This is a genomic window from Geodermatophilus obscurus, assembly GCF_900115395.1.
In the GTDB taxonomy this organism is placed as follows: Bacteria; Actinomycetota; Actinomycetes; order Mycobacteriales; family Geodermatophilaceae; genus Geodermatophilus; species Geodermatophilus obscurus_B.
The window spans coordinates 98673-117380 of sequence record NZ_FOWE01000009.1; the positions used below are offsets into that span (position 1 = coordinate 98673).

The following is an 18708-nucleotide window of genomic DNA, read 5'->3' on the forward strand; positions in this document are numbered from 1 at the left end:
TGCCTCCGGGAGGGGGTCAGAGCAGGGTGGCGGCGCGACGGCGGAGGTCGTCGTGGAGCCCGCCGTAGGCGGTGGCCCGGGGCAGGAGCGACTTGCGGGCCTTCACCACGGCGCTGTAGTTGGCGTCGACCACGTTGGCGATCGGGACCTCGGTGATCTGCGACAGGAGCTGGTAGGCGTCCATCGGGTGCAGTCCGTAGAGCTCGTCGAACCAGCGCACCAGCTCGACCTGGCCGATCCGCCACGCGTCCTCCAGCGGCCGGCTCGAGCCGACGGTCATCCAGTGCGTGTCGTCCTCGATCCGTGGCCACAGCGGCGCACCGCCCTTGACGAGGTCGACGACGAGGGTCGTGGTCATCGCGCCCTCGACGGCGGTGCCGCACGCCTCGCCCTCGCCCTGCCGGTAGTGCCCGTCGCCGACGGAGAACAGCGCGCCCTCGACGTTGACCCCGAGGAAGCAGGTGGCGCCGGGCCGCATCTGCGGGGTGTCCATGTTGCCGCCGAACCGCTCGGGCACCAGTGAGCTGCGCACCTCCCCGCCGGGTGGTGCGACGCCCACCGTGCCGAGCATCGGCTCCACGGGGAGGGCGATCTGCAGGTCGGTGTGCCGGGCCGCGAAGGTCACCGTGTTCGCGGCCCGGTCCAGCTCGTAGATCCAGGTCGTGTCCGGCAGCGGCTCCTGCAGGGTGGCGACGCGGTCGGTGCTGGTGAGCCCGCCGAAGAACGGGATGGCCGCCGACGCGCCCCAGTCCCGGGCCGGCTCCATCGCCACGAAGTGCAGCGCCAGGGTGTCCCCCGGCTCGGCGCCCTCGACGTGGAAGGGGCCGGTCTGCGGGTTGACGAAGCGCAGGTCGACCTTCTCGCCCGAGAGGTCGGTGGGCTTGCGCAGCGCGCCGCAGAACGCGTCGTCGGACCACACCCGCAGTGCCGTGCCGGGCCGGATCCGCATCAGGGGGGCGACGCCGCCGAACGTGAACGCGTACTGCTCGAACGTGGGAACGACCTCGACGACGTCCATCGCCGCACCCTAGGAACTCGCCGCTGGGCAGGGCAACCGGCACCGGTCAGGGACGCAGGCGCACCCGGTCCGGCGTGAGCTCCGCGATCGACGTCACGCCGAGGAGCTGCAGCGTCCGGGTGATCTCCCGGGCCAGGATGTCGGCGGCCCGCTGCACCCCGCGCTCGCCGCCGGCCATGAGCCCGTACAGGTAGGCCCGGCCCACCAGGCAGCCGCGGGCGCCGAGGGCGACGGCGGCCACCACGTCGGCACCGTCCAGGATGCCGCCGTCGAGGTACACCTCCGCGCGGTCACCGACCGCCCGCACCACCGCGGGGAGCTCCTCCAGGGGCGTGGGCGCCCGGTCCAGCTGGCGCCCGCCGTGGTTGGAGACCACCACCGCGTCCGCCCCGGCGTCCACGACCGCCCGCGCGTCCTCCGCCGTCTGCACGCCCTTGACCACGAGCGCGCCGGGCCACGTCCCCCGGAGCGCACGGACGTCGTCCAGCGTCGCCGCGGGCTCGAACACGCGGTCGGCGAGCTCGGCGACCGTGCCGCCCCACGACCGCAGCGAGGCGAACTGCAGCGGCTCGGTGGTGAGCAGGTCGAACCACCAGCGGGGGTGGACGGCGGCGTCGGCGACGGTCCTGGCGGTCAGCGCCGGCGGGATGGTGAAGCCGTTGCGGACGTCGCGCAGCCGCGACCCCGCCACCGGCGTGTCGACGGTCAGGACCAGCGCCTCGTACCCGGCCGCGCCGGCCCGCTCGACGAGCGCGGCGCTGGCCTCCCGGTCGCGCCAGAGGTACAGCTGGAACCAGCGGCGCACACCGGGCGCGGCGGCCGCCAGCTCCTCGATCGTCGTCGTCCCCATGGTCGACAGGGCGTGCGGGATGCCGACCCGCTCGGCCACCCGGCCCACGGCCGTCTCGCCCTCGGCGTGCATCAGGCGCGTGAAGCCGGTCGGCGCGAACGCCAGCGGCAGGGCCGACCGGCGGCCCAGCAGCACGGTCGAGGGGTCGACGACGGAGACGTCACGGAGCACGCTCGGGCGGAACTCGACCCGCTGGAACGCCTCGCGGGAGCGCCGCAGGCTGGTCTCCGCTCCGGCGGCACCGTCGGTGTAGTCGAAGACGGCCCGCGGTGCCCGCCGGCGGGCGAGCTCGCGGAGGTCGCCGATGTCGGCGGCACGGGCCAGCCGGCGTCCGGTGGTGTCGCCGGCGGGACCGCGCGGGCGGGCCAGTTCCCGCAGTTCGGACCAGCGGGGCAGCCGGCGCTGCGCCACGGGGGCTCCCTCCGTCGACGGCGGCCCGGCCCGCCCGCCGGGGTCGCGGCGGGCGGGCCGGTCAGCTCACTTGCGTCCGGGCGTCCAGTCCATGCCCCAGCCGTACTGGCGGTCGAGCACGTCCTGACCGCCGTGCACGTAGCGCACCTCGCGGTTGACGACGAGCTGCCCGCCCTGGTTCTGGATCATCGCGATGGCGCAGATGCGGGCCCGGGGGTCGTGCTCGTCGAGGCGCACCTCGATCTGCGGCCCGCTCGCCGGGAACATCGTCACGACGGCGTCGGCCTGGCCCCAGTTCGGCACGCCCTCGTAGATGAGCGCGAAGACCAGGATCCGCCGGATCTGCTGCGTGTGCTGCAGGTCGACCAGCAGGTTCTCGCCCCCGGTGTTCCGGCCGGACCGGTCGTCGCCGTCCAGCCAGGCGATCGACTGGCCGTTGCCCAGCGTGTGCTGCCCGCGGAAGGCGTTGCCGAGGGCCTGGATGACGCCCTTCGACCCGTCGGCGTACTCGTAGAGGCAGCCGAGGTCGAGGTCGATCGCGCCCCCGCCGGCGGCCGAGGCCAGGCGCTTGAGGAAGCCGCCACCGCCACCACCGCTGCCACCGGGCCGGGAGTTCCAGTTGAGGTTGACCCGCAGGATCCCGGTGGTGCCGGCGGTCTTGGTGAGCGACACCGACGGCGCCGACTTCGTCAGCGACACCTTCCCCAGGTTGACGCCGCCGCCCTGCGGCGCCGGGGGCTGCTGCGGCGGCTCGCCGTACCCCGGCTCCATCGGTTGGCCGTACGGCGACTGCCCCTGGGGTGGGTACCCGGGCGGCGGCGCCTGCGGCGGCTGGCCGTACGGCTGAGCCGGCGGGTGGTACGGCGGCTGGCCGTACGGCTGAGTCGGCGGCGCCTGCGGCGGCGCCGGTGGCTGCTGCGGCGGCGACGCCGACGGCGGCTGTGCCTTCGGACGCTTGCTGTAGTCGACCAAGGAGGGCCCTCCCCGCAGGTCCCCCTCGGGAGGGGACCCGCTGTCTGAGCGGCGGTCACGTCCCCCCGACCCTAGGGGGCGCCGATAGCCTCCGGCCCATGCCCCGCGGCGCCCGTAAGCCCTCGCCCACCGTCCACGGCATCGACCTCGGGACGACGTACAGCTGCCTGGCGCAGGTCGACGGGTCCGGGGCGGCGCAGGTGGTCCCGCTGCTCGACGGCACAGCCACCCTGCCCAGCGTCGTCCTCTTCGTCGGCCCCGACGACTACGTCACCGGCGAGCGCGCCCGCGTGCTGGCCCGCGCCCAGCCCGAGGACGTCTGCACCCTGGTCAAGCGGCGCATGGGCGACAGCACCTGGCGCTTCGTCAGCCACGGCCGCTCGTGGTCGGCGCCGGCCGTCAGCAGCCTGGTGCTCCGCGCGCTGGTCAGCGAGACGTCCTTCTCCGCCGCGGGCCCGGTGCAGGACGTCGTCATCACCGTGCCCGCCTACTTCGGCGACGAGGAGCGGCGCGCCACCCGGCTGGCCGGCGAGTACGCCGGGCTCACCGTCCTCGACGTCATCAACGAGCCGACGGCGGCCGCGCTGGCCTACGGCTTCGCCCGGCTCGACGGCGGCGGCCCGGACGGCTCCCCCGAGGAGGTCGCGCTCGTCTACGACCTCGGGGGCGGCACCGTCGACGTGGCGGTGGTGGAGCTGGCCGACCGCCGCCTCGCCGTCGTCTCCACCGACGGCGACCACGAGCTCGGCGGCGCCGACTGGGACGAGAAGCTCGCCGTCCACCTCTCCCGCGCCTTCCTCGCCGCCCATCCCGACGCCGAGGACCCCCTCGACGACAGCGCCGGCGGGCAGGCGCTGGTGCTCGCCGCCGAGCGGGCCAAGCGGGAGCTCAGCGCGCGGGACGGCGTCGTCGTCCCGGTCGAGCACGACGGCCGGCGCACCGACGTCCCGGTGACCCGGGCGGAGTTCGAGCGGCTCACCGCCGGCCTGCTCGACCGCACCGTGGAGCTCACCCGCGCCGCCGTCGCCGCCGCCCGCGCCCGCGGCGTCGACCGCATCGACCGGGTCCTGCTCGTCGGCGGCTCCACCCGGATGCCCGCGGTGGCCGCGCGGCTCACCGCCGAGCTCGGCGTCCCCGCCGAGGTGCACGACCCCGACCTCGCCGTCGCCAAGGGCGCGGCGGTCTACGGGCGCAAGAAGCAGCTCGAGCGGCTGCTCACCGACGACCTGGTCACCCGCGGCGCGCTGCGTCCCGGCCTGGACCTCGAGTACGCGGCCCCGGCCGACGTCGACGCCGCCTGCGCCCGGCTCGGCGACGCCGTCGGCCTGACCGCGGCCCAGGTCCGCCGGACCGTCGAGATCCAGGTGCTCAACACCGTCTCCCGCGGCTTCGGCGTGCTCGCGCTCGACCGGTTCGGCGAGCCGGCCACCGTCTTCCTGGTGCACCGCGACGACCGGCTGCCGGTGGCCGTGCGGCGCTCCTTCGGCACCGTCCACGACGACCAGCGGGTGGTCACCATCCGGGTGGTCGAGCAGGGCGGCGGCGCGGAGTCCCCGCGGCCGGAGGACGCCAAGCTGATCGCCGAGGCATCCATCGAGGACATCCCGCCCGGGTACCCCGCCGGCACCGAGATCCAGGTCGTGCTCCGGATGGGCTTCGACGGCATCCTCGAGCTGACCGCGCTGCACGAGGGCCTGACCGACCGGCCGCTGACGGTGCGCGTCGAGACCGGCGCCGCGCCCAGCCAGGCCGACGTCGCCCGCGAGCGCGCGCAGGTCGGCCGGGTCCGGCACCGGCAGGACTGACCCGTGCTCCCCCCTTTCGACGGGAACGGCTACCGCAAGCGGGTCCTGGCCGCGATCGAGGCCCGCGGCGGGCCGGGCGAGAGCGACCCCTTCGAGGTCTACGACCTGCCGGTGGAGGCGGCCGAGTCCCTCCCCGACGACGTGGTCGCCCGGCAGGTCGACGCCGTCTGGGCGTTCTGGCAGAAGCAGCGCGACCACCCGAAGTACCGCGGCCTGGTCACCGCGCTGCTGGCCTCGCACGACGCCCTCGCCGCGCAGCTGCGCTCCCCCGGCGGCCGGCGGTGGCTGGCCGAGCAGACCCGCGAGGAGCGGGCCCGCCGGGACGCCGCCCGCTTCGCCGAGCTCGACGCCGCCCTGCAGCGGCTGGTCGAGCGGTTCGGCGGGGTGCCGGCGGACAAGGTCGACGGACTGCGCGGCCTGGCCGCCGCCGCGGGCGTCGACGAGGCCGCCTTCACCGAGCGCCTCCGGCGGCACCCCGCGGCCGGTGGGACGGGGGCCGACCCGGCCGTGCTGCGCCAGGTCCGCGACGGGCTGGCGGAGCTCGGCCGGATCGAGGGCGCCCCCGTGCGGAGCCTGCACGCCCTGCTGGAGCTGCCGCCGGACGCCGACCGCGAGACCGTCCGCCGCCGCCGCGAGGCGCTGCTCCAGGTCAACCGGCAGCGCCGTCCCGACCGCCGCCGCGCGCTGGTCGACGACCTGCTCGCCGCCGCCGGCGCCCTGCTGGTCGACGGCGACCCGGCGCTCTACCTCGACGCGCTGGCCGCCGACGTCCGCGAGGCGCTGCGGCCCCGGGTGGCCGCCGCGGTGCTCGTCGAGGACCGGCTCGCACCGGGCGACGTGGAGCTGCTCGTGCGGGAGGCGCAGGCCGCAGGCCTGGACCCCGGGCGGGCGGCCGCGGTGGTCCGCGACCTGGCCGCGGAGGCCGACACCCCCGTCGAGCTGCCCCCGCCCGCGCCGCGCGGCCCCGGCCGGGACGGCTGGCAGGCCGAGGTGTCCGCGGCGCGGGCGGCGCTGCGGGCCGGGCGCCCGGCCGCCGCGCATCGGCACCTCGACGCCGCCACGGCCGCGGCGGGCGGGGTGCAGCCGCCGATCCGGGTGGTGCGCGACGAGGTCGCCGAGGTCCTCGCCCGCTCCGACGCCGCCTGGCGCGGCGTGCTCTCCGCCCTGGCCGCGCGGCGGCACTCAGCGGCCGCGGCGGCGCTGGAGGGGCTGGTGTCCACCGCCGCCGACGTGCCCGGTCCGGGCGGGGAGTCCGCCGAGGACCTGCTGCGTACCTCCCGCTCGGCCCTCGCCGCCGCCGACGCCGCCCTGGCCGCGGCCGGCCCGGGCGCCGGCCGGGAGCGCGCGCTGCTCGCCGTCCTCGACGCCGTGGCCGACCACCCCGTCGCCCGGGCCGAGCTCACCGCCCTGCCGGTCGCCCCGGCCACCGGCGTGCACGTGGTCCCGGCCACCGGCGGCGCCCGCGAGGTGCGCTGGGCCGCGTCGGCCTCCCCGGGCCCGGTCGAGTACCGGGTGCTGCGGCTGCGGCCCGACGGCACGCGGGAGGTCGTCGGCTCGACCCGGGGCACCGCCCTGGAGGACGGCGGCTACGGCGAGGTGACCGGCCACGTCGTCCTCGCCTCGCGGCTGGGCGTGCACGCGGCGGAGGCGGTGTCGGGAGCGGCCCCGGTCCGCCCAGTCGCCCGGGCCGCCCCGGCGGTGTCCCCCGCAGCGCCCCCGGTCCCGCCGGTCGCGTCGCTGACCGCCGTGCCGCACGGCCGCCGGCTGCGGCTGCTGTTCCCCGCCCCGGCCGACGGCACCGCCGAGGTCCGCCGGCTGCCGGCCGGGACGAGCCCGCCCGCGCCCGGGACCGTGGTGCCCGACCCGGACACCCTGGGCGCGCCGGTGCCCCCGATCTCGCCCGGGCTCGCCGTCGACGCCCGGCCGTCGATGCCGGTCACCGAGTACGTGGTCCTCACCCGCTCGGGACCGGCTGCTGTCGCCGGTGCCAGCGCGGCCTGGGTGGTGCTGCCGCCGGTCACCGGCGCCGCCCGCGACGGCGACCGGCTGCGCTGGACGTGGCCGGAGGGCTGCACGGAGGTGGTCGTCGCGGTCCGCCCCGACGCGCCGCCCGAAGGCCCCGACGACCCCGCCGCCACGCGCCGCAAGGTCACCAACAGCCGCTACGACATCGACGGCGGGCTGCCGGTGGACGGCGCGCCCGGTCACGTGGCCGTCTTCGCGTGCACCCGGGCCGGCGGCCGGCTGCTGGTGGCCGGCGAAGCACCCCCGGGGGCGCGCGTCTCCCCCGGCTGAGGCTCAGCCGGCGACCGCCCCGTCGTCGCCCTCCTCGTCGTCGGGAAGCGCCCCCGCCGGCAGCCAGCGGTCCCACCAGTCGAGCAGGTGCTCGAGCCGGGCCGGCCGGTGGCGGGGATCCCCGGTCCCGTCACCGGGGACCAGCAGCAGCGCGCTGGGCACCCGGCGGCCCTGCAGCGCGGTGAACAGCCGCCGGCCCTCCCCCAGCGGGCAGGACTCGGGCTGCACGACGAGCGTCGGGGTGACGACGGCGCCGATGTCGAGGTCGCCGGTCCCCTCGGGCTCGCGACCGTCCGAGGAACCGTCCCACGCGACGACCGCCGCGGCGAACCGGTCCGTGCGGGCCAGCAGCGACGCGGTGGCCGGGCCGGCGGCGAGCCCGACCCGGTCGGCGTCGAGGGCCGGGTCGGCGAGGGCGGCGTCGAGGGCGGCGAGGGGGTGGGCGGCGGGGCACACCACCGCGTACCCGGCCGAGGCGGCGACCTGGACCTCGTCGCACAGGGACCAGCCCGGCGGCCGCCCGGAGGCGAACAGCAGCACCGGGTGCGGCCCGTCGCCGGGCGGCACGGTGACCCACACGGGCACCTCGCCCCCACCGGCGACGACGGCGCGGCGCTGCTCGGTGCGGTGCAGCCGGCCGGTGGCGCCCAGCGCGGCACCGAAGCCGGTGAGCAGCCGCCGCCGCCCGGCCGTGACCGCGACCAGCTCCCCGGCCGAGCGGTCGTGCGCGACGGTCGCGACGACGACCCCCGCCGCGGTGGCGCAGCCCCGTACGGTGAACGGGCCGTCGACCAGCGCCGCGGGAGCGCCGCCGTCCAGTGGCACCCGCAGCAGCTCCACCGCGCCCCCGCGCTCGACGGCGACCAGCGCCGCGCCGCCGTCGAGCACCGTCGGCGGCGTCGTCTCCCCGCGCGGGTACCGCGCCGGGTCGAGCAGCGGGTGCAGCTCGCCGCCGCCGACCGGCACCCGGCACGCGGTCAGCGGCGAGCCGGCGACGTCGAGGCCGTCGGGGCCGAGGTCGGGACGGGCGGTCACGTGGATCGCGGTGCCGGAGGCGTCGAAGACCGGCTGCCGGCACTCGCCGCGCGCGCGGGTGACCCGCCGCGGGCGGCCGCCGGTCACCGGCACCACGTAGACGTCGCGGACGCGGTCGCGCTCGGCGCCCGGGTGGCGGGCGGAGACGAAGGCCAGCGACCCGCCGTCCGGCGACCAGGCGACGTCGGCGTCGGACCCGGTGCCGTCGGTGAGCGGCCGCGGGACCGGCAGGGGGACGGCGTCGTCGAGGGGGTCCCCGGGCAGGTCGAGGACGACCACCGCGGTCCTCGGAGCGTCGGCGCGGGGGCTCACCGTGGTGACCAGGCGGGGTCCGTCGCCGGCCGTGGCAGCGGGCACCGGGGCGACCCAGGCCAGCCGCCGGGAGTCCGGGGACCACACCGGGGCGCCGGCGCCCTGCGGCTCGCCGGTGAGCCGCCGCGGCGCCCCGCCGGCGGTCGGCAGCAGGTGCAGCTGCGGCGGCCCGCCCGCCTCGGCCGACAGGTAGGCCAGCCACCGGCCGTCCGGGGAGAAGGCCGGCGCGCTGTCCCGGGCGCCGGAGGTGAGGGGGCGGGCCGGCGCCGAGCCGTCCGTGGGCACCGCCCACAGCTGCGCGCGCGCCCCGCCGGGGCCGTCGTCCGGCCGGCTGACGGCGACCACCGCCATGCGCCCGTCCGGCGAGACGGTGGGCGTCCCGGGCGTGCGCAGCAGGGCGAGATCGGCGGGCCGCATGGCGCACCGAGCGTAGTGCAGTCGTCACCGCGGCCCGGGTCCGAACGGGGACCCGGGCCGCGGTGTCGGGGGCTGCTGCTGGGCTGCTGCTGGGCTACTGCTGCTGGGCCCGGGCGATCAGCCGCTGGCCGAGCGCGCCGGCCTGGCTGTTGGTGAGCAGCTGGGTCTGCGACTCCACCAGCCGCAGCACCGCCGGGTCCTCGCGGGCGACCTCGGAGGACTGCAGCAGGATCGTGCCCTGCCCGGTGAAGTCGTACTGCCGCTCCTCGCCGGAGGCCCGGCCCAGGGCGCCGGAGATCATCCCGCGCACGTTCTGCGTCATCCACTGGGCGTCGTGGTGCACCGAGGGGGCCGGGCAGTCCGCCCAGCCGAGCAGCGCGTCGGGGTCGGCGCGGAACGGTGGCTCGACGAAGATCACCGGCCCGTTCGACGAGGCGATGAACTTCCCCGTGCCGATCAGGGTCACGAAGCCCGGCACGATCGACTGCTTGAGCTCCAGCTGCCGGGAGAACGCGCAGAGGTTGCTCGCCTTGATCGTCAGGTTGCCGTCGTCGAGGTCGTAGGAGTTCAGGTCGAACCCGCGGTCGCCGATGAGCAGCTTCCCGTGGCCCTGCGCGACCACCCAGTCCTGGATGTAGACGGGGCTGGAGAAGCGGGAGGCCACCCACGCCTGAACCGACGAGTACTCCGTGACGGCGTCGAACTGGATGGTCCCGTAGTACGCCAGCATCGCGCCCTTGCTCATGAACCACTCGCCGTTCAGGGCGATGCAGAACACGTAGGGGTTGACGTTGTCGTCGTCGGGCAGCGTGTGCGGGTCGAGCGTGCTCGGCACGCCGCTGGGCGCGCCGCCCGGGACCGGCTGCGGTGGCTGCCCGCCGTACGGGGGCTGCGGGGGGCCGCCATGGGGCTGGCCGCCGTAGGGGGGCTGGGGCTGGCCGTGGGGCTGGCCGCCGTAGGGGTTGCCCTGGGGCTGGCCGTAGGGCTGGGGCTGGCCGTAGGGCTGGGGCTGCCCGTAGGGCTGCGGCTGGCCGCCGTAGGGGTTGCCCTGCGGCTGGCCGTAGGGGTTGCCGGGTGGGTAGGTCATCTCGTCGCCGCCCTCAGAACTTCCGCTCGCTGGCCTGCACGTAGACCGTGCCGGAGCCGCTGATCCTCAACTGGAACGCCTCGCCGGACCCGCGGCCGACGACGTCGCGGAAGCCGACCTTGGCCGCGAGGTCCACCGAGAGCTGCCCGACGTGGCCGACGTAGGCCTGCGGGTCGACGCCGACCTGCTGCCCGGCCAGCTGCAGCGGGAACGCGCCACCGTGCGACAGCAGCGCCACCGCCCCGCGGCCGTGCACGTTGGTGGTGAACAGGCCCTGCCCGGTCATCGCGCCGGAGATGGCGGACTTCAGGCCGCCGGAGCCGAGGAACTGCACGCTGGTCTGCAGGGTGGCGTCGTGGGCGAGCAGCCGGTCGGCCTCGCACACCAGGGGCGCGCCGCCGTCCAGCTCGAGGACGGTGACGTGCAGGCCCTTGTAGCCGTAGAGCACCTGGCCGGTGCCCTCGGTGGCCATCATCGGGTTGGACTCGCCCGACATCGCCGCACCGACCATGCCGCCCATGCCGCGGCCCTGCCCGTGCACCGGGCGGAAGGTGACCTGCCCGGAGTAGCCGAGCATCGCGCCGCGGCGGGCGAGCACCGGGGTGCCGGGGCCGACGTGCGCGCGCACGACCTTGCTGTTGACGGTCTCGAAGGACATGGCTCAGCGCTCCGCGGACTGGACGAGCACCAGGCCGGAGCCGGTGAAGCGGAGGGAGAACGGCTCACCGGTGCCCTCGCCCACGACGGACTTCCAGGACACACCGGAGACCAGGTTCATCGAGAGCTGGCCGCGGGAGCCGACGTAGGCGTCGGGGTCGACGACGAGGTCGGCGCCGGGCGCGACCTCCAGCGCCATGACCGGGCCCTCGGACACGATCGCCACCTGGCCGTGCCCGGTGACGGTCGTCGTCGCCAGGCCCTGGCCGCTGGTCATGCCGCGCAGGCCGGCGAACTGGACGTCGAGGCGCAGCTGCTCGGTGTGGGCGAGGATGTGCTCGCTCTCCACGGTGAGGGTGTCCCCGGTCAGGTCGACGACCAGCACGTCCATGGCGTCCAGCGCCAGGTACACGCGGCCGTGGCCGGCGCAGTCCATGAGCGAGAGGCTCTCGCCGGCGACGGCGCGCTTGAGCGCCGCCCGCATGCCACCGCCCCCGCCCATGCCGGAGCTCTTGAAGTCGACGTTGCCCTCGACGGCGACCATCGAGCCGCTGGCGGCCCGGATGCGGTCCCCCTGGAGGTCGGCGTGCAGGACGCGTCTGTGGGCGGTGAGCAGGGCCACGGATGCCTCTCGGGACGGGGAGCGGGAACCGCGCGGACCGTATCCGGCGGCTCCCCCGCGCGGTAGGTCCCGCGCCGTGCCCTCCCCCGGACACGCCTGCGGCCCCGGGGCGGTGCCCCGGGGCCGCAGGTGCGGACGGCGTCAGCGCCGGCCGGCGGTCACCTCGTCGCGCTCGGCCGCGGACGCGGCGGGCGCCTGCGCGGCCTCGCGGCGGGTGGCGGCGACGCTGCCGATCACCGCGGCGATGATGAACACCAGGCCGGTGAGGCCGGTGATGTACTCGCTGATGTGGAACCGCAGCTCGAGGATCATGATCGTGGCCAGGAAGCCGATGGCCCACATGGCGCCGTGCTCGAGGTAGCGGTACTCCTCCAGCGTGCCCTTGTCGACCATGTAGATGGTCAGTGACCGCACCCAGAAGGCGCCGATGCCCAGGCCCAGCGCGATGATGAAGATGTCGCTGCTCAGCGCGAAGGCGCCGATGACGCCGTCGAAGGAGAACGACGCGTCGAGGACCTCGAGGTAGAGGAACGCCGCGAAGCCGGCGCCCGCCACGGCCTTGGTCGCCGTGCCGCCCGCGTTGCCGCCGGAGGTCGACCCGCCGGTCGCGGTGACGTCCTCGTCCTCGTCGGTCCCCGGGGCCTCCATCAGCTCGTTGAGGCCGCCGATGAGCAGGTAGGTGAACAGGCCGGTCAGGCCGGACACGAGCACCGTGGCGTACTTGTCGGGGTCGGCGATCTGCGAGCCGACGTAGATGACCGCCAGGGCGATGATGATGCCGAGGTAGGGGAACCGGCCCGCCTTGGACAGCGGACGCTCGATCGGGCCGATCCAGTGCACGTCCCGGTCCTCGTCGAAGAGGAAGTTCAGGAAGATCATCAGCAGGAAGATCCCGCCGAAGGTGTAGATGGCCTCGGCCGCGGCCTCGACGTTGCTGGCGTAGGCCTCCTGGTCGGAGAGCGCCAGGTCCCACACCTCGGGGATCGACAGCTGCGCGGTGACCGCGACCAGCACGATCGGCAGGAACAGGCGCATGCCGAACACGGCGATGAAGATGCCGACGTAGAGGAAGAGCTTGCGCCACAGCGGGCTCATCCGGCGGAGCACCTTGGCGTTGACGACGGCGTTGTCGAACGACAGACAGACCTCGAGCACGCCGAGGACGGCGACGGCGAGGAGTGCCGCTGGGCCGCCGAACACCACGGCGGTGACCAGCGCGGCCACCGTCAGACCGACGGAGAAGCCGAAGTAGCGGAGCATCAGGATTTCCTTTCCGACGCCTGACGGGCGAGGCGGCGACGAAGACGGCACGCGAGACCGGGCCGGATCGACCGAGAGGCGAACCCTCGGTGCAACGGCCCTCGGTGGGCAGACGTTCCCGCTGCCCGGCCGTGTGACCGGGACCGCCTCTCCGGGATGACACGGTCGTGACGTGGTAGGCACGGTCCCGGGGCGGGACCGCCTCGGCGGTGCGGAGGGAGACGGTCGTGGGCGGGCTCGCAGGGAACCCCGCTCCCCGCTGGTGGCGGCGCGACCGCGAGGCGGGCCGGCGCGAGGCGGCCGCGGCGCGCGAGGCCGCCGCCGCGGCGATGCTGGAGCTCGACGGCGCCCTCGCCGACCTGCCGGACGCGGTGGCCGCGGCCGAGGAGGCGGGGACGGACCCGGCCGGGAGCGCCGGCCGGCGACGGGCTCAGCACCGCATCCCCGCCCCCGACTCGTTGGCCCGCGACTGGCGCGACCTGTCGGCCCACGCCGACACCGTGATCGGACAGTACCTGCAGGCCCTGGCCGGGCACGACGACGCCGAGCCCGAGCGGGCCCGCGCCGCGACGCGGGCGCTGGGCGACGCCGCGGCCGCGCTGCGGGGGGTCCTCGAGCAGGTGCAGCGCTTCCGGGAGCAGTACGGCGAGGTCCTCGCGGCCGCCACCCGACAGCGGGCGGCGGCAGGGACCGTGGTCGCGGCGGCCGCGGACGCGCTCACCGGTGCGCGGGCCGCACTGGCCTCTGCGGCGGACGCCGGCCTGGCCGACCCCGGTGCGCAGGGCCTGCTCGACGACGCCGCGACCGGGTTGGCCGGCGCGGAGTCGGCGCTGGCGCAGCGCCGGGCCGCCGACGCCCTGGCGGCCGCCGAGGAGGCACGCTCCGCCGCCGACGCCGCCGCCGAGCGCGCCCGGGCGCTGCCGGGCCGGGCGGCCAAGGTGCGACGCGGCGCGGCGTCGGTGCGGACCCGCCGCGAGGCGCTGGGCACACGCCACGAGCGGCTGGCCGGCGTCATGAGCGAGCTGCGGCGCCGCTATCCCCTGCCCGCGTGGGCCGACGTCGAGCGCGCCCCCCAGCGCGCGGCCGGGGCGCTGGCCGAGGCCGACGCCGCGCTCGCCGCCCTGACGTCGGCGCTGGCCGCCCCGGTGCTCGACGTGCCGGAGGCCGCGGCGCTGCTGGCCCGGGTCCGCGCCGCCGCCGGGCGTGTCGACGAGGAGGTGCGGTCGGCCGTCGGGCGGCTGGAGCGGCTGGACGCCGTCCGGGCCGACCCCGGCGCGCTGCTCACGGGGGTGCAGCGCGCCGTCGTCGACGCCCGGCGCTTCCTGTCCGGCCTGCCGGAGGACCGCGCCCGGCGCTTCCGCCGGACCTTCGAGGACCTCGCCCGGCGGCTGCCGCCGCTGGAGGCGGCCGCCCGCGCCGAGCGGCCGGACTGGGGCGCGGTGCTGCGGGAGGCGGAGTCCATCGAGCGGGGCCTGGCCGCCCTGGTGCGCACCGCGCGGGCGGACTGACCTCAGACGCGGTCGAGCAGCCAGCGGACGATCTCCTCCCCCGCGGCCGCGCCGGTGGCCGCGGTGACCTGCACCCGGGCGCCGGTCCAGCCCTGCTCGTGCAGCTCGCCGTGCGCGGGGCGGACGGCGGCGTCGGCGGCGAGCAGCATCGGCGCGTCGAGCAGGCTGTCGCCGGCGCACAGCAGCCGCGGCGCGGGCCCCTCCCCCGCCAGCAGGCGGCGCAGCCGGAGCAGCCCGGCGGCCTTGGACAGCCCGGCGGGGACGACGTAGACCTTGCGGCCCTGGACGCTGAGCGTGGCGCCGGCGGCCGTGGCCGCGGCCCCGGCCGCCGTCAGCCAGCCGGCCGGGATCGCGTCCCTGCTGTGCGCCACGAGGTAGCCGAACAGGCCCTCCGCGGAGCGCACGGTGCGCACCCACGGCTCGCCGGCGACCGCCTCCAGCGGGGCCAGCAGCTCGAGCAGCGGCGCGGCCTGCGCCGCGGTGGCGGCCGCCCACTCGTCCCAGCCGGGGTCGCGGACGCCGTCGGCGAGCAGCACGCCGCCGTTGCCGCAGAGCGCGTAGCGGGGCACCACCGGCAGCCGCACCCGCCCGTACTGGGCGACGGTGCGGGTGGTGACCGGGACGACGACCGCGCGGCGGGCCAGCTCGGCCAGCAGCTCCCAGGACGCCGGCGTGGCATGGCTGAGCGGGGCGCCGTCGAGGTGCTCGACGACCTGCAGGCCGTCGGTGCCGCCGGCGGCCGACGCCGAGTAGATGAGCGTGCGGTCGAGGTCGACGGCGGCGACGGTCGCGGTCGCCGGCAGGACGGCGGTCACCGGCCCACCGGCCGGATCAGCCCGACGCAGGAGTAGGGCAGGTCGGGCACCTCGACCAGCGGCACCTCCCGGGCCCGCGCCAGCGCGACGACGTGCCGCAGGTCCTCGGCGCGGTCGGGCCGGACCAGCACCTGCCACGGCACGCGGCGCAGCAGCACCCGGGTGGTCTCCCCCACCCCGGGCTTGACCAGGTTGACGTCGGCGATGCCGAACTCCGCGGCGATCCGCTCGACCGCCGCCCACCCGGCCCAGGTCGGCCGGCGCTGTGCGGCGGGGACGTCGTCGGCCGGGGCGGTCGCCGGGAACTCCGCGGCGACGGTGTCGACGAACAGCGCGGAGACGTCGGAGCCGGCCAGCTCGGCGTAGTACTTCGCGCCGTGGAACATGCCGGGGCCGATGAGGTCCTCGCGCAGCACCGTCCGTGACACCAGCCCCGACACCGTGCTGTTGAGGCAGGCGCTGGGGACGAGGAAGTCGTCGCGGGTGCCGTACAGCTCCGTGCACACGCCGGGGTCGGCGAGGACGGCGAGCCGGTCGTCGAGGGCCGCGTCCCCGGGGTGGTCGGCGACCCAGGCGGCGACGGCCTCGGTCAGCTGCCGCTGGATGGCGCCCTTGCCGGTCCAGCCGTCGACGAAGCGCACGGCGCCGGCGGGGTGGCGGGCCAGCACGTGCGCCATCGCCACCCGGTCGATGCCGCGGCCGCGGATGATCGAGACGGTGTAGTGCGGCACGTCGACACCGCGCGAGACGCGGAACCAGCGGCGCAGCAGCACGCCGACCGGCGTCCCGGCGCGGGCCAGGGACACCAGCACCGGCGTCTGCCCCTGCGCGGCCGCGGCGTCCCACACCAGCTCGCCGACCCGGGCGACGGCGTCGGCCAGCCGTCCGGCCGACGTCTCCAGCGCCGCGGTGAACAGCGCCAGGTAGGCGTCGTCGGGCTGGTACTCGACCGGCAGCATCTCCGAGTAGTGGGTACCCGACTGGATGGCCTCCTCGCGGTCCTCGGTGCCGCGCTCGAGCGCGACCGACGACAGGTCGGTGAGCAGCCAGGTCACCTCCTCGGGGGCGTAGGAGCCGAACCGGCCGGGGACGGCGGGCGCGAGCCCCGGCTGCACCGCGGTCACGGGGCCGGCTCCGACAGCGGCACGGGGACGACGTGCACGGCGCGGGCGGCGAACGGCCGCAGCGCCCCGGCCATCGGCGCGGCGGCGTCGGCCGGGGCGTCGACCACGACCACGACGTCCTCGGCGCGCAGGTCCGACCACCGGCCGGTGGCGGGGACGGCGGCGGGATCGGCGAGGTTGTGCACCCGCGAGGTGCGGGCCGGCTCGTCGGGGGCGGGGAAGGCCAGGCTGCGGCGCAGGGCGTAGCCGGGGTCGTCGGCGGCGTGCACGGGGCTCCGGGTGGTCGACTGGGTGGTGACGGGGACGCCCGCGAGCCGCGCGGACAGCGCGGCGGCGAGCACGGTGGGGGCGTACACGAGCTCCTCGGTGCCGAGGACGAGGACGCCGGCGCTGCCGGCCAGCGCCGGGGCCAGCGCCGCGGCGGCCGCCTCCGCGGCCTGGTGCAGGGCGGCGGTGCCGGCGGGGGTGAGCCCGTGCCGGGCGGTGGTGGGCGCGCCGGCCGGCCACAGGCCCTCGTGCACGCGGACGTCGCCGGGGGCGCCGGCCGGGACCGGCGCCGGGGCGGGCAGCGCGGCGCGGGCGGCCGCGGCCCGGTCGAGGACGTCGGCGGGGAGGGTCAGCGCGGTGGTGAGGACGGCGGCGACGTCGACCCGCACCCCCAGCGCTGCGGCCCGCTCGGCGAACGCGGCGCGGGCCTCCGGCGGGCGGGCGTCGAGCAGCGCGCCGATCACGTAGCGCTCCCGCGGCCACCGGGCGTGCAGCTCGGCGACGGTGTTGAGCGCGGTGCGCCCGCTGGTCAGCTCGTCGTCGACCAGCACCAGCGGGCCGGGCGCGCCCAGGGACACGCCGCCGGCCGGCTGCAGCGCGTGGGCGACGGCGTGCGAGTGCTCTTCCTCGAAGGCCGCGGTGACCGGCACACCCGGGTGCACCCGCCGGGTGGTCGACAGCGCGGTCGCACCCAGCCGGGCGGCCGCGGCGTGGCCGAGGCCCGTGGCGGTCTCGCAGTAGCCGATCACCAGGCCGGGCAGCGCGCCGCCCAGGACGGCGGCCACGGCGTCGCCGACGGCGTGCCCCGCGGCGAGGACGTCGGCGGGGGCGACCGGCACGTGCTTGCCGAGCACCCGGGAGACGACGAGGTGCGCCCGGCGGGGGTTGTCCCGCAGCGCCAGGCCGCACAGCTGCCCGAACCGGGCGGGGTCGCCCACCCCGACGTCGAGCAGGCGGGAGACGGTGCCGCCCAGCCAGGCGGCACCGGGCAGGGTGGCGGTCATGCGCGCCGCGCCTCCCCGGGCACGAAGACCTCGCCGAGCCGGCGCTGGCCGGCGGCCAGCAGGTCGACCAGCGCGGCCTCGTCGGCGACGACGCCGTAGACCGCGGCCCGGCGGCTGATCAGCTCAGCCCACAGCGCGTGCGGGCCGATCTCGTTCATGCGGCCGTGCCCGGACACCGCGATGCCGCCCTGACCGCGGGCGGTGAGGATCTCCAGGGCGTCGTCGTACTCGGTGCGGGACACGGTGAGCAGCGCGTTGACGACCGAGACGTGCGCGGGGTGGATGACGGTCTTGCCGAGCACGCCGTTGGCCTTGTCGAGGGCCACCTCGCGCATGAGGCCGTCGAGGTCTCCGGCGATCATCCGCTGGCGCAGCCGGCCCTCGTGCTGCTCGGTGAACGGCGACTGGCGCAGCTGCGGCTTGAACAGCCGGGGCCCGGGGATGTGCTCCCACACCGCCCCGGTGACGACGTGCTCGCCGCCGCGGGTGAAGCGGTTGACGACGTCGGCCAGGCAGTCGCGGACCACCGCGACGTCCCAGATGGTGGTGTCGCGGTCGCGGCGCAGGCCGAAGAGCCCCGAGAGGTCGGTGCCGCCCACCCGCAGGCACAGCACGTGCTCCCGGTGGGCGTCGACCACCGCGGCGAGGGCGGCCAGGGCCTCGGCGCGGGTCTCCCGCCACGCCAGGTCGGGCGTCTCCAGGATGGGCATGCCGTACAGCGGCAGCCCGGTGGCGGCGCCGACCTCCGCGATCGCCTCGAGCATCGGGCCGAGCGACGTGGCGGTGGCCTTGGGCAGGCTGAACCCGGTCAGCCGGGCCAGCGCGGGACCGGCCTCCACGGCGATCGAGCGGATCTGCTCCGGGGTGCGCACCCGCACGAAGACCAGCGGCAGCGGCGCGGGGTCACCGTCGGCGACCCGGCGGTCGAGGCGCTGCAGCGCGGCCACCACGTTGGCCTCCGCCTCCCCGACGGCGGCGTGCGGGATGGCGTCCTCCAGGCACCACACGGTGCTGGTCGCGCCGACCGCGGCGGCCCGGGCGGCGTCGCCGTCGAGGGAGGGCCGGGTGCCGGGGCTGTAGAGCGTCGCGCCGAGGGCGAGCGCGAGCATCCCGCGCGAGGTGGCCGGGCCGACGTCCCCGGGGGGGACGGCGAAGAGCCGCTCCCGCTCGGCGTCGGTCAGGTAGGCGAAGTGGCGCACGGAAAGATCCCTCTCACCCTCTGCTGGATGTGGGCTGGCTGGCGGTGGAA

General features: G+C 77.1%; 15 protein-coding genes. 3 read left to right on the forward strand and 12 right to left on the reverse strand.

All coding sequences use genetic code 11. From position 1 onward, the window contains the following. Positions 1-16 precede the first annotated feature (16 nt). From BM165_RS18065 to BM165_RS18075, 3 genes are all read right to left on the reverse strand, one after another. A complete protein-coding gene (locus BM165_RS18065; protein WP_075014948.1) occupies positions 17-1018 on the reverse strand; it encodes an acetamidase/formamidase family protein in 1002 nt (333 codons plus the stop codon). A 46-nt stretch (positions 1019-1064) separates the two neighbouring features. Next, entirely contained in the window at positions 1065-2279 is a 1215-nt protein-coding gene (locus tag BM165_RS18070) for an alpha-hydroxy acid oxidase (RefSeq protein WP_075014949.1), read from the reverse strand. Between the two features lie 66 nt (positions 2280-2345). Further along, complete coding sequence (locus tag BM165_RS18075) at positions 2346-3050, reverse strand: TerD family protein (protein WP_208976794.1); 705 nt, start codon at positions 3048-3050, stop codon at positions 2346-2348. A 299-nt stretch (positions 3051-3349) separates the two neighbouring features. Here BM165_RS18075 and BM165_RS18080 point away from each other — a divergent pair, with 299 nt between their 5' ends. Together BM165_RS18080 and BM165_RS18085 are read left to right on the forward strand one after the other, a co-directional pair. After that, a complete protein-coding gene (locus BM165_RS18080; RefSeq protein WP_075014951.1) occupies positions 3350-5056 on the forward strand; it encodes an Hsp70 family protein in 1707 nt (568 codons plus the stop codon). Between the two features lie 3 nt (positions 5057-5059). Further along, complete coding sequence (locus BM165_RS18085; protein ID WP_075014952.1) at positions 5060-7351, forward strand: hypothetical protein; 2292 nt, start codon at positions 5060-5062, stop codon at positions 7349-7351. Between the two features lie 3 nt (positions 7352-7354). Here BM165_RS18085 and BM165_RS18090 read toward each other — a convergent pair whose 3' ends face one another. The 5 genes from BM165_RS18090 to BM165_RS18110 form a co-directional block, all read right to left on the reverse strand. Next, positions 7355-9115 (reverse strand): S9 family peptidase, encoded by a 1761-nt coding sequence (locus tag BM165_RS18090; protein WP_075014953.1) that lies wholly within the window; start codon positions 9113-9115, stop codon positions 7355-7357. Between the two features lie 94 nt (positions 9116-9209). Further along, a complete protein-coding gene (locus tag BM165_RS18095) occupies positions 9210-10202 on the reverse strand; it encodes an AIM24 family protein (RefSeq protein ID WP_083427481.1) in 993 nt (330 codons plus the stop codon). A gap of 13 nt (positions 10203-10215) precedes the next feature. Further along, a complete protein-coding gene (locus BM165_RS18100; RefSeq protein ID WP_075014954.1) occupies positions 10216-10860 on the reverse strand; it encodes an AIM24 family protein in 645 nt (214 codons plus the stop codon). A gap of 3 nt (positions 10861-10863) precedes the next feature. Next, positions 10864-11481 (reverse strand): AIM24 family protein, encoded by a 618-nt coding sequence (locus BM165_RS18105; protein WP_075014955.1) that lies wholly within the window; start codon positions 11479-11481, stop codon positions 10864-10866. Between the two features lie 141 nt (positions 11482-11622). Beyond that, positions 11623-12741, reverse strand: a complete 1119-nt coding sequence (locus tag BM165_RS18110) for a DUF475 domain-containing protein (protein ID WP_208976795.1) — start codon at positions 12739-12741, stop codon at positions 11623-11625. A gap of 227 nt (positions 12742-12968) precedes the next feature. Between BM165_RS18110 and BM165_RS18115 the strand changes: the two genes are divergently transcribed. Next, positions 12969-14249 (forward strand): hypothetical protein, encoded by a 1281-nt coding sequence (locus tag BM165_RS18115; RefSeq protein ID WP_075014956.1) that lies wholly within the window; start codon positions 12969-12971, stop codon positions 14247-14249. Positions 14250-14251: 2 nt separating this feature from the next. Here the strand turns inward: BM165_RS18115 and BM165_RS18120 are convergent, their stop codons facing one another. The 4 genes from BM165_RS18120 to BM165_RS18130 are packed head-to-tail and all read right to left on the reverse strand — an operon-like array spanning position 14252 to position 18658. Continuing rightward, positions 14252-15064 carry an HAD family hydrolase gene (locus tag BM165_RS18120; protein WP_208976796.1) on the reverse strand — a complete coding sequence of 271 codons (813 nt, stop codon included), beginning with the start codon at positions 15062-15064 and terminating at the stop codon, positions 14252-14254. Next, positions 15061-16188 carry a cysteine protease StiP family protein gene (locus tag BM165_RS24905; protein WP_208976797.1) on the reverse strand — a complete coding sequence of 376 codons (1128 nt, stop codon included), beginning with the start codon at positions 16186-16188 and terminating at the stop codon, positions 15061-15063. Before BM165_RS24905 ends, BM165_RS18120 begins: the two co-directional genes overlap by 4 nt. Then, positions 16185-17459, reverse strand: a complete 1275-nt coding sequence (locus BM165_RS25240) for a phosphoribosyltransferase domain-containing protein (RefSeq protein WP_208976798.1) — start codon at positions 17457-17459, stop codon at positions 16185-16187. Before BM165_RS25240 ends, BM165_RS24905 begins: the two co-directional genes overlap by 4 nt. Continuing rightward, positions 17456-18658 (reverse strand): HpcH/HpaI aldolase/citrate lyase family protein, encoded by a 1203-nt coding sequence (locus BM165_RS18130; RefSeq protein WP_075014957.1) that lies wholly within the window; start codon positions 18656-18658, stop codon positions 17456-17458. The genes BM165_RS25240 and BM165_RS18130 overlap by 4 nt, the downstream gene beginning before the upstream one ends. Positions 18659-18708 lie beyond the last annotated feature (50 nt).